Origin of the sequence: Nocardia goodfellowii (assembly GCF_017875645.1) — a bacterium.
GTDB lineage: Bacteria > Actinomycetota > Actinomycetes > Mycobacteriales > Mycobacteriaceae > Nocardia > Nocardia goodfellowii.
Map to the genome: position 1 here is coordinate 374,069 of NZ_JAGGMR010000001.1, position 15,427 is coordinate 389,495.

Annotated in this window: 7 protein-coding genes (1 of these 7 only partly in view); 2 read left to right on the forward strand and 5 right to left on the reverse strand. The window is 67.0% G+C overall.

Annotated features, from left to right (window positions below; all coding sequences use genetic code 11):
- From BJ987_RS01580 to BJ987_RS01595, 4 genes are all read right to left on the reverse strand, one after another.
- On the reverse strand, window positions 1-8,966 hold the 5' portion of the coding sequence (locus BJ987_RS01580; protein ID WP_209883991.1) for a LuxR C-terminal-related transcriptional regulator. Its footprint begins 42,652 nt before the window's first position; 8,966 of the gene's 51,618 nt are visible here — the first part of the coding sequence; the start codon lies at window positions 8,964-8,966; its stop codon lies beyond the left edge, outside the window.
- 17 nt (window positions 8,967-8,983) lie between these two features.
- Window positions 8,984-9,481, reverse strand: coding sequence for a YbaB/EbfC family nucleoid-associated protein (locus tag BJ987_RS01585; RefSeq protein WP_209883993.1), 498 nt, complete (start codon window positions 9,479-9,481; stop codon window positions 8,984-8,986).
- Between the two features lie 64 nt (window positions 9,482-9,545).
- Complete coding sequence (locus BJ987_RS01590) at window positions 9,546-9,863, reverse strand: hypothetical protein (RefSeq protein WP_209883995.1); 318 nt, start codon at window positions 9,861-9,863, stop codon at window positions 9,546-9,548.
- Between the two features lie 234 nt (window positions 9,864-10,097).
- Window positions 10,098-11,684 (reverse strand): hypothetical protein, encoded by a 1,587-nt coding sequence (locus tag BJ987_RS01595; protein ID WP_307869408.1) that lies wholly within the window; start codon window positions 11,682-11,684, stop codon window positions 10,098-10,100.
- A gap of 404 nt (window positions 11,685-12,088) precedes the next feature.
- Between BJ987_RS01595 and BJ987_RS01600 the strand changes: the two genes are divergently transcribed.
- Both BJ987_RS01600 and BJ987_RS01605 read left to right on the forward strand, forming a co-directional pair.
- Window positions 12,089-12,775 (forward strand): response regulator transcription factor, encoded by a 687-nt coding sequence (locus BJ987_RS01600; RefSeq protein ID WP_209883997.1) that lies wholly within the window; start codon window positions 12,089-12,091, stop codon window positions 12,773-12,775.
- A gap of 1,445 nt (window positions 12,776-14,220) precedes the next feature.
- On the forward strand, window positions 14,221-15,084 hold the full coding sequence (locus BJ987_RS01605; protein WP_209883999.1) for a type IV toxin-antitoxin system AbiEi family antitoxin: 864 nt from the start codon (window positions 14,221-14,223) through the stop codon (window positions 15,082-15,084).
- Window positions 15,085-15,133: 49 nt separating this feature from the next.
- Here the strand turns inward: BJ987_RS01605 and BJ987_RS01610 are convergent, their stop codons facing one another.
- On the reverse strand, window positions 15,134-15,409 hold the full coding sequence (locus BJ987_RS01610) for a hypothetical protein (RefSeq protein ID WP_209884001.1): 276 nt from the start codon (window positions 15,407-15,409) through the stop codon (window positions 15,134-15,136).
- Window positions 15,410-15,427 lie beyond the last annotated feature (18 nt).

Below are 15,427 nucleotides of genomic sequence, written 5' to 3' on the forward strand. Positions count from 1 at the left end.
AGTTCCAGACGTTCGGCCAGAGCCCGCCCGTATTCCAGGCCCTGTGGGTGGGGCGGACTCTGCGGGTCGGGTTCTTCGCTCAGACTCGGGGTTTCGCTGAAGAACCGAGCCGCTTGATGCACAGGGTCCTCTGGCCGCCGCACCACGGGAGAGTCCTGGCCGATGCGCAGGTCGGGATCGAGCGTCAGGCCGGGTTCGCCAAGATTCGGGACATACGCGTCGTTCTGAATGACTGTTGCCCAGGTGGCGATCGTTTCGCCCGGTGTGCCACCGGTCAACTCGGCCAAGGTCACCGGCTGCTGTCCAGGATCCGGCACGTCCTGGTCGGAACGGAGTACGAAGAGTAGTTCGCGGCCCTGATCGTCGGTACCGGCGAAGAACACGCGCTGCTCGTCCACCTCGAAGATGTTGCGGTCGAGATAGGTAGCGACGAAGGCGTGACCGCCGACTCCGTAATCGTCGACAGTGGCACGCTGATCGATCACCAGGCCCGACGCACCCGGACCCTGATCACGAACGGTGGTCAACAGGCTGGCATGCGCGCTGAGCTCGGTAGTAGGCAGGATCCGCACAGGAGCCGCGTCGCCCAGGTGCGCCGATATCTCAGCTCCTCGAACACCGCCGATGCGGCCGGTGTCCACAGCGAACGGCCGGATCTCCCACGGCTTCCGCGCGAGCTTCGGATGCCGCGCCAGCAGTCGATCGAAAGCGTCTGTCACGCAATGGTTTATGGGCCGGCCGCCGCTGGGCAGGCGGTAGTAGGTCTCGGCCAGCGCGTTTAGAGCAGCGATATCCGCGGCGTCTTGCCGCACCTCGGCGCGCAACTCCTGCAAGATCTCGGCGATCTGCTCCGGTGTGCGCACCGCGGCGACGTCGAGAAAGCCCGCACGGAATTTCGTGTAGATCGCCGCCGCCTCGGCCGGGGTGGCGTTGTCGATATCGGTGCCCATCAGGCGCACCCAGTCGCTGTCCGGGTCGGGAATGCCTGGCGTCGGACCCGGCAGCGAGCCACCGGTGCGCGCGAGCGCCAGGAAGTCCGCCAAATCACCGACTACGGGGGAAATCTGATCTAGAGCGTCGGGGTGGTGCATGGGCACGCCGCCTGGGCGCGGCCGATCGTTCGCGTCGTGGAGATTCGGGTCGAAATCGAGCAGATCCGGATACTTCGCGAGCATTCCGGCCAGCTTGTCGAGTTGCGCGGCGCGCCCCGGGTTCTGCGCCTTCTGCTCCGCGATGACCTCGTCGAACGGACGGCCACGCAACTGGTCTCGGTGCAATTTGGTGTCGTGCAGCGCGTATTCGAAGGCGTTGAAGCGGGCGACATCGGCGTGCAGGCGGGCCAGATCGGCGAGCGCCTCGATGCGCACCGCCCGCAGGCCGTTCGCGGTGCGTGCCGCAGCCAAGACCGAGTCGACCCGGTCCGGGGCCAAGTCGTCGAGAGACAGGTCTTGACGGGCGGCCGCGTCCTCGACCTGGGCCACCAATTCGGCGGTCGACATCGTGCGGGGGTCGGGCACCGGAATCGCGTTGTCCGGCGGCGTCATCGACACCTCGGTCGGAATCACCCGCCAGGTGCCGTCATCGTCGCGAGCCATGGTGAGCTCGAGCTGACGGCCCGCCACCTCGCCCGAGTAGTGACTGATTCGCGGAGCATCCACCTGGCCCACATGCAATACGCCATGACGGTCGGCCCAGGCGACGCGGTATTCGAGTGCCAGTGCGCCGTTCGTGAGCTCTGTGGCGATATCGGCGAAACGCGGATCGGCGAGCACGGTTGCCAATTGCCGGTCGTGATCATTCCCGTCGTTGACCACCACCAGGCGCGGCGGAGTGCCGGGTAACCGACCGATGCCCGGAGCCAGCACCTCACCGTCGGAATCGATGATCCACTTGTGCCCGGCCCGCTCCGCCATCTCGGTGGCCTTGCTGGCGAAGTCACTGTCGGCATCGGTGTACGCATTCGCGAGATCCGCGAATTCTTCTGCACGCTCTGCCATTTGATCTGCGGCATCATGCAATTCCGTCACCGTGCGCGCGATGTCGGCCGGACTGTGTCCAGCCAATTCGATATCGAGCATGCTTGCCCAGGAACCGAATTCCGCCCGGACCTCATCGCGCTGCAACGCTTTTTGGAACGCCGCGCGTGCGCGCGGGATCGGATTACCGGCGGGGTCGTACCAGAACTTCAGTGCCGTCGGGTTGTTGTTGACACCACTGGCAGCGGCGTCGAAAGGCAGCGCTCCCTCGGCCCGAGCCTCCTCGGCCACACCGCGCTCGAGCGGGTCGGGCCGCAGGTAGTTGGTCGAGTTGTATCGCAGGCGATCGTTCTCGTGATGGAAGCGCGCGGCCGCCTCCGCGTACGCCGCGGCCGCGGCAGCCTGCCGCACGGCGCGGTATCGCGCTTCGTCGACTGCTTTGCGCACCGAGTCGGGGGTGAGATCGGGCAGCGGCAACGCCAGCTGGTCCGCTCCCTCGTACAGCGCGATACGCGCCGCTTCCCTGGCGTCGATCGCCTCGGTGAGCACCCAGCCGCGCAGCGCCAGGTCGGCATCGGTGGCCGGACCCTGCGGCGTCGCATCGGGGACCGGCGGCACCACATCGTCAGCGAAGCCAGGCCGTTGCTCAGGCGCGATCGGGTCCGGGGCCTGGGGCTCGCCGATCTTCGTGCTGGTGGCGAAGTTGCCGCGCAGCATGGCGACGAAGCGCTCGCGGCCGTCCCACAGCTTCTTCGCCTGCAGCGCGAAAAAGGCGGGGTCCCAGTTCATTCCGGCGACGTCGGTCACGGCGTCGCCCGCGGTCACCTCGATCGAGGCGACACCCGCGTTGTAGTAATCGCTGTTGTTCTCGGAGCCGAGGGCGTACTGGATGGGGCGGCCCTGGCCATGGGTGCCCAGCATGGACCGTAGCTGCTGCCACAGTTTCTTCCTCTTGCTGTCTCGCACGGCCGGGTCGGCCGAATCCGGGTTCGGCAAGGCGGGCGCGGGCAGCGGTGCGGCCGGTCGTACCTGCCAGCCACCCGCGCCGTCGGCCACCAGCAGCATCGGCACCTGCTGGCCGTCCACTACGGCGATGTAACGGCGGGTTTCGCCTTCGGCCGGTGTGGTTGTCGAAGGCTCCTCGGCGGGTAGCGCGTGCACCGCCTGGGCGACGTCGGCCAGATTGTTCAAGGCGATCGCGCGAGCCGCCACATCCTGACGCAACCGCTCGAGCGTCGAGTCGAGCTGCCCCACAACGATATCGGTCGCGGAGAGCCGCAGCAGTTTGGTCCATTCGGTGGCGATCCGCGCCAGATCGGCATGCTGGCTCGGATCCGCGGCTGGATTGACCGCGGGGTCGGTTGCGGAGTATCGCGCCATGGTCTGCGCCAGCGCCTCGATCGCAGCGGCCCGCAACATCGTCCGATAGCGCTGTTGGGCAATCGTTTCCGCGAGGTTCGCCACATCCACGTCGGCGGCCCGCAATCCCAGCTGAAGTAGCAGTCGCTCTTGCGCCACCCGCGGCGACACCACTTGCATGGCACGGGTGTGCGCGACGGCCGGCGCGGAAATCAAGGTCGGCGCAATGGCCGCCGGAGTGACTTTCGGCGTCGCAGGCGCCTCGTCGTCGGTGTCGATCGACGGATCGGCGCGCACCTCGTCACGTTGCCGGGTGAACCAGGGGTCCGGGTTGGCCGGATCCGGCGGATAGTTCCAATACCGCTCGCCCAGGTATTGCTCGTCCATGCTCAGCGGGCGCAGATCGTCCGGGCCCATCAGTTTGCCCGCGCGACCGGTCTCCGGAGTGGGGTCGAAGAATCCACGGGCCCAAGCCATTTGGGCCAGATCGGCCAGGGCGCGGTGCGGATCGGTCAGGTTGGGCAGCGCATCGCCCAGGCCGAGGGCCGCCGCCAGTTGGGTGAGGCGGTCGATCTCGGCATCCGACAGTGCGGGCGCGGGCTGGGTGGGTGTTGGTTGGGCAGGATCCGGTGTGGGCTGGGCGGGGTCCGGGGTCGGCTGGGCGGGATCCGGCGTCGGCTGCGCGGGATCCGGAGTGGGCTGTGCGGGGTCCGGCGTCGGCTGCGCGGGATCCGGCGTCGGCTGCGTGCGGTCCGGCGTCGGCTGGGCAGGATCCGGCATCGGCTGCGCGGGATCCGGCGTCGGCTGGACAGGATCCGGCATCGGCTGCGCGGGGTCGGGGGTGGGCTGGGCAGGATCCGGCATCGGCTGCGCGGGATCCGGAGTGGGCTGGGCAGGATCCGGCATCGGCTGCGCGGGATCCGGCGTCGGCTGGACAGGATCCGGCGTCGGCTGCGCAGGGTCCGGGTTGGCGGGGTCCAGGGACGAATCGGGCTGCGGCTGAGCAGGATCCGATTGCGCAGGGTCGGCTGCGCGCTGTTCCTCCTCCTGCCGCCGCAATTCGTCGAGGTGCCGTCGTACGTCACGCACCGGGTCGGAAGGGCCGTCGTCGGCGCCGATCCGACCGGGCATGAGCCGGTTGAGCTCGTCCTCGTCGCGGCCACCGGCACCCGCTGCCAGCGATCGCCGGATGACCTCGTCCGAGAGCGGCCGGGTTTGCACACCGTCCTTGTTGTAAAGCATTACCCAGGTCTTCGACGCGGGCGCGATGTCGTTGCGATCGAATTCGAAGACTTCTTCGGGATTCCGCAGCGGGTCGTACACCATGACCTTGCTGGTCTCGGCGTCGTAGTACATGACCAACGCGTGATGACCGAGGCCTTCGGGAGCCGGTCGGCGCCGTAGACGCCTGCGCGGCCGGAAATCAGGATCCTCTACGACGACGATGGCTGCCGCGTTGCCACCCATGAAGGCGAGCGCGTCGGCGATCGCCTCCTGTTGCGACTTCTTCCGCCTGGCCGGCACCGGCGTGAGCAGCGAACCGGCATGCGCTTCCAGCGTGTGGTAATCCAAACCGTCGGTGCCGAGGTCGGTCGGGAGGGTGATCGTCGGATTCCCGGTGCGCACCTGCGCCATCCACAGGGCCTGCTCGCCGCATCCGTTCTCGCGCAGCGGCGGCCGTCCGTCGGTGGGCTGCCGAGTGTTCGAATCATGTTCTGGCGCAGTGAAGTCCGCCGTGCCGTAGCGGTGCGAGGAAATGTCCTCCAACCGGTACATGGTGTCGATCGGTAGATCGTTCGGCGGCTTCGGTGCGTTGGTCTCGGGTCCGTTCCACCGTTCGAGCAACCCGCTGCTCGAATCGCGCACATGAACACGGACGTCGTCGCCGAAATGGCGCTTGGTCTTCAGCGAGGTTTCCGGGTCGGCGGCCATCCCCACCAGAGCAACGTCTTTGGCGAGACCGGAGAGGCGGCCCTTGTACCCGGCTTCCTTCGTCACGTCTACGCCGTAACCGTGCGCGATGATCGTGGTGACCGCGGGGCTTTCCCCGAGGAAGTTTCGCGTCGCATTGAGCGCGCCGAGGTCGCGCACCAGCTGATCCGCGCCTCGTTTGGCATGGCCGGTGGTGATGGCCGCGAGCTTGCCCGGCTGGTCGTAGCCGAGCCACGCGATCGAGGCCGCGGACTCGTTCGGCCGCAGCCGGCCGAGCGTGGCGCGGTGCTCGTTCGCCGCGAGCTGGACCACATCGCCCAGGTTCATATCGCGGCCGGGCACGTGCACGGCGACATTGGTCGCGGTGTTCGCATTGCCGAAAGCGATTGCGGCCCTGCCACTTCCACCAAAGGCGGCGGAATCGTAGGACAGCACGCGGGCCGGGACATCGGGCCCTAGACCGGCCGCCAGCGCGTCGGCCTGCGCGCGCCCCTGGACCGCGTTCTGCACCGTCCGCAGTTGCTTGTGCTCATCGGCAGTCAAGTTGCTGCGCTCGAGCACCGTGTCGATGTGCTTGGCCGGGTCGAGGAGCCGGCGCACCTCACTCACCTGACTCGGGTTCAGATCGGAGTCGTTGAGCAGCTTGCCGATTCGTCTGCCGGAGGAACGCCCCGGTTCGTTCAGCAGTTGCCTCAGTTGCGCGTGCTGATCAGAGGTCAGGTTGGATTGCGCGAGCAACTGCCCGATTCGGGGCGCCGGATCCGTCAGATTCGCCAAGTCCCGCCGCTGCGCGGGGGTCAGCTCCGCCCGATCCATCAGATCGTGCAGATCCCGGTCCATCTGCTTGCGGTTCGCCGCGTCCACCACCGCATCCGGGAGACCCGGAGCGTTGCCGATCGCATCGGGATGGACATCTATCAGCAGTTGCTGGGCCTTCTCGGGAGTAAGGCCCAGCGGTTCGGCCACGTCGTTGATCGCGTTCCAGCGCTCGTTGTTGGCTCGGGCCAGATCGTGGATCTCTGTGCGGGACGCGTTCGGATCGGGCCGGAAATCCGAGGCCGTCAGGTTCTCGTCGATAGCGCGCAGCAGGGCGTCGGCCTGGTTGATCTCCTCGTCGGTCGGACGGCGCGGGGCCGGCGGCTCCTGGCGATCGGGCTCGGAGTTGTCGGTGTCGTCGGTGCGGTTCGTGTCTGGGTCCGCCGTGGTGTCGGGTTCGGCGTCTGGGTCCGCGGTGTTGTCGGGTTCGGCGTCTGGGTCCGCGGTGTTGTCGGGCTCGGCATCGGGGTCCGCGGTGTTGTCGGGCTCCGGCGTGGCTGGATCCGAGGTGGTTTCGGCATCGGAATCCGGTGCTGAAGGGGCCCGATTGGCATTCGGTGTGGCGGCACTCGCGATCGGCGGTAGTGGCAGAACCACCCCGGGCGTCTGCTCGTCGTCGGGTTCCACCACGGCGTCGGGCTGGAGATCCTGGTCGCCGGGCAGTTGCACCTGGTTGTCACCGTCGGCCGCATCCGGCGTATTCGCCTGCGGCGCTTCGTTATCCGTGACTCGAGCATTGAGCGGGTCGGTACCGACAGTCGGCGAGCCGGCCTGGGCCGCCGCACCCGCACGGGCCGTATCCGGCGTCGCGGCCGTGCCGGTAAGCGACGTATCAGTGTCCGGCGTCTCGGCGGTAACCGGCGGCGCGCTGCTGCCGTCGTTGACGTTCGCGCCCACCCGCGCCTCGCCCGGCAGCGCGGGCCGCGCATTCGATGCGGTGCCGGGCTGGCCTGTAGCCGGCGTCCCTGAGCCCGGTGCGGGCGACGAAGCACCCGGTGCGACGTTCGACGCTCCGGACGTCGCACTCGGCGACCCGGACGCATTCGAAACACCCGGTGCGGCAGCGGATCCCGGCATCGCGGCACCACCTGGCGCGGCCGCGCCCGGCATCGCGGCACCGCCCGGCGCAGCAGCGGATCCGGGCATCGCGGCACCCGGTGCTCCCGCCGCCGGAGCGCTGGTCGTGGGGTTTCCGCTGGCGTCGGTAGACGTCGCGGACTGCGATGACGATGCTTGCGACGTACCGAGCGGGTCTTTGGTTGGGTCCGCAGTCTGCGCCGGATCATCCAGCGCGGCAGGATCATTCAATGCGTTGGGGGTTCCCGCGGGGTCGGTGCCAGGACCGCTCAGCGCGTTGCCGGAGTCTGCCACGTCGGCGCCGGTACTGCTCGGAGCAGTCGCGTCGTTGGCCGCCACGCCAGGTTCGTTGACCGCTGCGCCCGGAGTAGCGGACTGGTTCGCACCCGCGCCGGACTCCGCGGTATCGGCACCCGGCCGATCGCCCGACGAACTCGCATCGCCCGGCTGCACTGCCGAATTAGCGTTGCCTGTACCGGAATTCGCGGCCGCGTCGGCATCGCCGGTATTCGCGCCAGGTTCGCTGGTCTGTGCACTCGCCTGCGGTCCCGCGGGAGCCGAACTGCCGGCGCCGGTATCGGCGGCACCCGCCTGTGGGGTGTTCGTCGCCGGGGCCGCTCCGTTGCCCTGGCCGGGTGCGGTGGTATCGGTGGTACCCGCGGGGGTCGTGCCAGGTCCCCCGTTGGTATTTCCGCCACCGGTATTCGCGCCACCGGTATTCGCGCCGTTGGTGTTCGGCTGGCCCGAGTTCGGCGGCGGCGCGGTGCCATCCTGCTGCGGCGAGGTGCCTTCCGGCCCGGTCCCGGGGTCGGGCATGGTGCCGACTCGCGCTGGATCCAAACCATTGAAGTTCACCGGGCCGTTGTGCTGGGTTTGGCCACGCCAGCCGTACACCGCACTCGGCCCGGCGCCCGAGATGCCGCCACCGATAAGCCCGTGCCAGGAGAAATCGCCGGTCAGCCCGGCCGCGACGAGAGCACCCGCCATACCCGCGCCGATACCGACCAGCGCACCGCCGGTCGCACCCGCGATCCCTGGCGTCCGCAGTCCGCGCGGCAGCAGATGATTGAGTCCGAAACCGGCGCCACCACCGCCGGCACCCGCGAAGAAGGACACCCAGGCGTTCTGCCAGATCGCCTTCATGTCCCAGCCTTGGGAATTCAGCCCTTGGTCGATCACGATGCCCTGCACCGCGACTTCCTGGGCCGTGCCCTGGAAGATCTCGACCAAGCCTTCCTGCAGCATTTCGTACACGACCCGGCCGAGCACTTCCTGGGCGCGGTCGGAAATGAACCGCCGGCCGAGGGCGCGTTCGATAGCGCGAGCCAAGGTCCTGCCCAGGAACCGCGTTGTCGCCTGTGTCACGGCGATCAGGGGTCCTTGAGCCGCCCAACCGGCCGGGCCACTCGCGAGGGCGATCGCCAGCTCGGCCGCCAGCCAGCCGAGCGCGATGATCGTATTCAGATGATTGGCGAAGACCTGGCCGGCGAAATCGTCGACCGCCGTGGCTATATCCTCGTACGAATCGCCCATAAGTTGGATCGAGCCGTATTTCGGGTCGTCCCCGACGATAACTTGGTCCAGCGAGGCGAAGATTGCCTCGCCGCCGGCACCCGCTGGATAGGAAGCCTGCATAGAACGGGTGGCCGCCTTGGCATCCTCGACGATGACGTCGCGGATGTAATCAGCCTTTTCGCGCAGGATAGCGGAGATCTTGACGAGGTCGTCCGGGTCGACGTGCGAGACCTCGGAGCCCGCCACCCAGCCGAGCCAGGAAAGCTCGGGGGGAATATCCCAGTAACCCATCTATAACCGATCGCGCATCACCAGACGGAGTCGGTGACGCCCTTACCAGTCTCGTCGCGCTCCTGGTAGTCCACCACGTCGGTGAACACCATATCGTCGTCGGCCCGATCCGGGGAATTCGGTGGCGAAAGGAGAACCTCTGGCTCAGTCGGTATTTCGCTCTGGAAGTCGGGCAGGCCGGGAATTACCTCGTGCAGTTTGGGCAGCCGGTCGCGCTCGGCGCGCAATGGCTCTACGAGTTCCGCGGTTTTGGTGGTGACGTCATCGGCAGCCTGCTGTGCCAGCCGGGTGACGGCCTTCGCGATATCGTCGTAGCTGTATTCGTCTATGTGACTACCGAATTTGGTTTCGATGACGATGCCGTTGGCGTTCACGGTCACCGAAATCTGCTTGTCTTTGGTGGTTGCCGTGCCGGTGAGCTTCACACGTTGCTGCTGCATCTTGACGATGTCCTGCATCTGGCTGCGGAAATCTGCCAGCAACTCATTGATTTCGGCGTCTTCGCGTGCGCCCATCTTCTCACCACCTCACACAATTATCGGGCTAGGCCCACGGACCCTCCCTACCAACCTTCGGAACTCAAATGGCTTCGAGATGATCGACGCGATCGTCTTCCTCTCGCTGCTTGTTCACGGCGGTCTTCCGCTGCCCGTCGGCGAGTTCGGCCCAGGTCTTGGCCATCGTTTTGGTGCCGGTGAGGGCGCCGTGGAGCCGGGCCTTGATTCCGTTCGGGTCGTCGGTGAACTTGGCTCCGAAAACCGGGTCGGAACCGACCATGGCAATGAGAGCGTCCAGCTGATCTTGGATTTCCCTGGCGACGGCGTCCAGGTTTGCGTGAACTACCTCGGTGTCGACTGCCGCCTTCTGCTGCAGGTGGACGGTGTTCTCAACGGTCATCGCGAACCTCCATTCCGTGTGGCCCGCACCGATCTTCGCATGAATCCCGGCGGGCTAGCAGTCGAAATCTAGCTGAACTGTGCGGTTTCCGGCAGCTGGAGCAGCCGTCAACCGTAGAACCTCTGGTATACAGAGATTTCGTCCATTCTGACAGCAAGGCGGCGTCGGCACCCTGCCCTCGGCGGACGATTGGCCTAAGATCCCGTTAGGAATCGGGGCGGAGACCCGCAACCCCTAGACGTCGACCAGGCCGTTGCGCTCCTGGAACCGCTTCTCGAACTCCTCGATGTACCGCGACGGCGCGATGGACGACGAAGACTGTTCGAGTACACCGTCATCCGCGACGTAGAAGAGTGCGCGGCCGATGGCGATCTCGCCCGGCTGGGTGGGCACGTACACCATGAAGCCGCAGCTGATGCGGTCGGCGCGCAACTGATCCAGCGGATAGCCGGTGGTGTCCAGGTCGCGATCCTGAATGTAGCGGCGCACCTCGTCGATCGCGGTCTGCTCGGTGATCGGTTCCGGCACCGTCGAAGCGACGCCGGCCATGGTGAGCTGGTAGAAAGCGCTGTCCAGATCGAAACTGCCGTCATCACCGAACACGCTGATCAGGGTGTCCCTGGTGACGATACCGGCCTCGGCGGCCGCGACCAGCGTGGCCACCGCGGCCCGCTGGCCATCGGACGGTTCCGGATCTACCAGGCTCGCAATCACATTGGTGACCGTGTCCGCGGTCCACAGTCCGGGGACCGCCTCGGTGAGCCGATCCGCGGCGGGCGACTCGGCGCGATGCCAGCGCCCGCGCTCCCACCAATAGCAGAACGACAGCATGCCGCTGGCCGCGCGCGGATTCAACACCGGGTTGGCTACCCATTCCGGCGCCCCCGCGTACAGATTCGGCAGCGGATCGCCGCCGTTGTAAGCCGCATCCAGCGCGGGTGCGTTCCACACGCCGCCGGAGAACACGGCGCGGCCGCCGGGCAGCAGATACAGGGTCGAGCCGCCACGCTTGGCACCCTCGAACCAGCCGAGTGAAGGCAGAATCCGCGGGCCCCATTCGGACCCGACCGCGACGAACGCCGCGGCCATCACCGACCAGCGCGCCCACAGCGTCGGCAAAGCCGGGAAATCGCGTTCGGAAACCGTTGCCCGCACGCCGGATTCCCGGTCCGCGCGCGCCCAGGCGGCCGCCTCGGCGGGCGTGCGGGACTGGCGGTTGTTGTGGCCGACATAAGCGGCCAACCACACCGGCAGCCGATCACGCGGATATTCTTGCAGGTCAGCTTGATACACCTCGGCCGGGAACAGGTGATCGTCCGGGAACGGCTCGTCGCCGTAGTCGTAATCGATCTCCAGCTGGCCGGCCGGGGTCAGTTGGAGCAGCAGCCGCCACCACGGGCCGTCACCCATTTCCGCGGAGACCGCACGGTGTCGGCGCACCAACTCCAGCACCGGCTCCGAGGGCTGGATCCGGACGGAGCGTTCTTCGTCGTCGCTGAACACGATCTGCGCGACCTCGGCAACCGAGGTGAAGGCGAACACCGCGTCCAAACGGGACCAACCCTGGGGGCCTGCCGTAGCGAGTTCGCGAGCGAGATTGTGCCCGATCTCCCGCGCCTGCTCAGCGTGATCGACCGCCTCGGGTTCAGCTGCGGCGGGTTCGCCCAGCGAGAACTCCACATCGGGCTTGTCGCTGTTTTCGTCGAAAGCCTGCTGGAACTCCTGCAGGAACTCCTCGTCGGCGCGCTGTTCGGGCGTGAGATTCGGCTGCTGATCGCCGGGGACCTGGTTGTCGCGGGCCTCGTCGTCTGGACTGGTCACGGTGCAGCTATCTCCTCATCCACGCACCCGATCACCGATTCCTGAGGGGTTCGCGGCGACGGGTTAGAGCCGACTTGCTGTTCCTCATCCTGGCACAGGATGCCGAAAGCGACCCCGGCAAGCCGAAACCCTCACCCCTCAGGAGGATTTCCGGCGCCGCCGTGGCGGACCTCGACCCGCCTTCGTAGGGCTGGACGAGGCCGCGATGCTGCTGGCGGACCAGGGTGCTGGTCAACGGCTCCTTCGAAGGAAGCAGCTGGGAAGGAATTCTCGCCTACCAGCCGGTCGTTCGTCACGCTCATGAGCGGTGACTTCCCTAAGGAAATGTCAAGGTCTCGAGTGCGTCGCTCCCCCGGCACGCCATACGCCTGCGGGCATAAGCTCCGGTTTGCGAGGATCGCTCCGTGAGACTTGCGATAGTCGAAGACGACCTGGGAGTCGGCGACGCCCTAGTCGCGGCGCTGCGTGCCAAGGACTATCAGGCGGTCCATATCCGGCGCGGAGCCGACCTGCTCCTCACCCACGACCGCTACGACGCCGTCATCCTGGACCTCGGCCTCCCCGATATGGACGGACTGGAAGTTCTGCGCAAACTCCGCGAGGTCAGCTCGGTCCCCGTGCTGATCCTCACCGCCCGCAGCGGCGAACGCGCCGTCATCCGCGGTCTGCGCGCGGGCGCCGACGACTACCTGACCAAACCCCCACGCGTCGGCGAACTGGTCGCCCGCCTGGAAACCGTCACCCGCCGCGCGGGCACCCCCACCGCCCCGGCTCAGCAGGTAGTAGTCACCGGCGACGTCCGCGTCGACCTGCAAGCCCGCACCGTAGAGGTAGCCGGCACCCCCATCACCCTCACCCACAAAGAATTCGAACTCGTCCGCGTCCTGGTGGAACGCCCCGGCTCCGCCGTCAGCCGCCAACAACTCATGGACCGCATCTGGGGCGACGCCTTCGCCGCCATCTCCCGCGCCCTCGACGTCCACATGGCAGCGCTCAGATCCAAACTGCAACGGCCAGAGCTTATTACCACCATCCGCGGTTACGGCTACCGCTGGGAAACCCATCCCCCTCAACCCACCTCGTCGACCTGACCGAGCGTGTGCCGGGGGCATCGGCGTCGGCACCAGGTTTGGTCCTGCCGATGATCGAGGACTGGGCGTAGCGAAACGGCGGCGCCGATTTCGGCAGCACTCGGGATACTGCCGCTCGAGACCGAGCACCTTCCGCTGTAAATCGCGACACATCCTCCAGCACCAGGCCATTCCTGCCGATAACCGAGCGCCGCCGCAGCGACACCGACTCCGGCACCAAGCTGACCCGACGGTGGACTGGGCCTCCGCCCTTCAGCAGCTGTGAAAAGCAGCCACCGGTAACCCCGCCGCCACCGCGGCGGTGGAGCGGCTCATCGCCTCGAAGCAGCAGCCTGATACCAAGAAGGCGGCCCTCCCGGCTCAGCCGTTCCTGCCGAAAACCGAGCGCCCGCCGCTGTATCGACGGCACCGACTCCGCAGCACTCGCACTATTCCGGCCTAAACCGAGTGCGCCACCGCAGCAAACAGCACCACTCACTTCGGCACCACCCGTGACTATTCCTGCCGCAGACCGAGCACCCATCGCAGCAAACTGGCGACTCCCACTCCAACACCAGGCTGGCCCTGCCGAAAACCCGAGCTCCGCCGCTGTATCGACGGCACCGACTCGGCAGCACTCGCACTATCCTGCCGAAACCGAGGGCACCCGCCCCAGCGACACTCACTTCGGCACCACCCAAACTATTCCTGCCGCAGACCGAGCACCCATCGCAGCAAACCGGCGACACCCACTCCAGCACCAGGCTGTCCCTACCGATAACCGAGCGCCCGCCGCACTAATCAGCGGCACCGACTCTGCAACACTCGGACTATTCCGGCCGAAACCGAGCGCGCCACCGCAGCGAACAGCATCACTCACTTCGGCACCACCCCGACTATTCCTGCCGCAGACCGAGCACCCACCGCAGCAAACCCGCGCCACCCACTCCTGCACCAGGATATTCCTGAACGACAGCCGTATGGACGACCGCGCTGTCGTCGCCAAGGTGATGCCCGCTTCCCGTACTACATGCGAGCGCAGTTGCAACTGGCCCTCCTAAATTGTTCGACATGGCCGATCCTCGGCTCCGAAGGAACAGTCGAGAAGGCTGAACCCATCTGACAGCGGCTCCACGCCGACCCCTCGACCGCAGAGCCGCCTTCCTGCCGAAGCACCCACCGCACCGCGGTGCCGCCGAACGGGAGATTCTGCATGCCACCGGAGTTGCCGACATCCAGGAGCAAACTAGCGACACCAATTCCGGCAGCACCTGGGATATTGCTGGTCGATGACGGCGTGTCGACAGCAATTCGACTACTGGGTACACCTTCCTGCCTCGGTGGGATGTTGGGGAGTTATGCACAGGGGCTGAGTTGTGCACAGGGTGCCCGTTTCCGCTGGTGGCGGGAAGGGGAGGTGACGGCGGGTCGGGGATGGTGTTGGGATGCGGCGAGGGTTGGGAGTGATGCGGGACAGTCAGTTCGGGGTGTTTACCCGGCGGCAGGCGCTGGGTGAGTACACCCCGGCGGAAGTGCGGGGCTGCATCGCCAAGGGTGCGTGGGTGCAGGTGTTCCACGGGGTGTATCGCGAGGTGGACACACCGCTGTGCCCACAGTTGCGCGTAGAGGCGGCGCGGTTGTCGATGGGGGCGTTGTCCGTAGCGGCGTGCTACAACACCGCTGCGGAGTTGCACGGGTTTTCGGTGCTCGACGATCCGGCCACCCATGTGCTGGGCGTGCAGAAATCGCGAGCGGGACGGCTGATCGTGCACGGTGACCGGGTAGAACCAGCGCAGCTGGAACTGGTGCGGGGTGTGCTCACCACCCGCTCCGCCCGAACCGCGATCGACATCGCGCGCAGCGTTGCCCGAATGGACGCACTGGCAACCTTGGATGCAGCCCTCCGGCAGGGTATTTCACGAGCTGCGCTGGTTGACGAATTGACCTCACATCGGCACAGATGTGGCGTACGCCAAGCCGCGGAGTTGATCGAGCTCGCGGACGGCCGCGCAGAATCCCCCATGGAGTCCCGCACCCGGCTACGGTGCATCGACGCGGGCCTGCCGAAACCACAACCCCAACTCGAAGTACAGACCCCGACCGGCGTACGCCGCCTCGACCTCGGCTGGCCCACCTGGCAGCTCGGCCTCGAATACGACAGCGCCACCTGGCATTCCGGCCCCCACGCCGCCCACCGCGACTTCCCCCGCCACAACACCCTCGCCACCGCCGGCTGGACCATCTACTACGCCACCGCCACCGACGTATACCACCACCCCCACCACTTCACCGCCCCCATCCTGGGCGCGATAGCCGCCCGAACCGCGTAGTCGAATTGCTCTCGACACGCCGCCGCCGGCAGCACTTTCACTACGGCAGTTAGGAGGTGAGCCCATGGGATTGGAAGAGGCGGAGGCGGGCGGATTTGCGGGCGGCGGCGTTGGTGCCGTCGAGTTGGCCGGTGAAGGTGGTTCGGGCGGTGGTTAGGAGGGAGGGGGGGATGTCGGGGTAGGCGTGGGTGATGGACCAGAGGGCGTTTTCGGTTTCGGTGTCGAGGGGGTTGTCGGAGGGGACGGCGGCGCCGGTGCAGACGGCGGCGAGCAAGGTTTCGAAGGTGGCTCGGAGTTCGTCGGGGGTTGGGTCGTTGTCACGCATGGGGTGCTCCTCACTGTC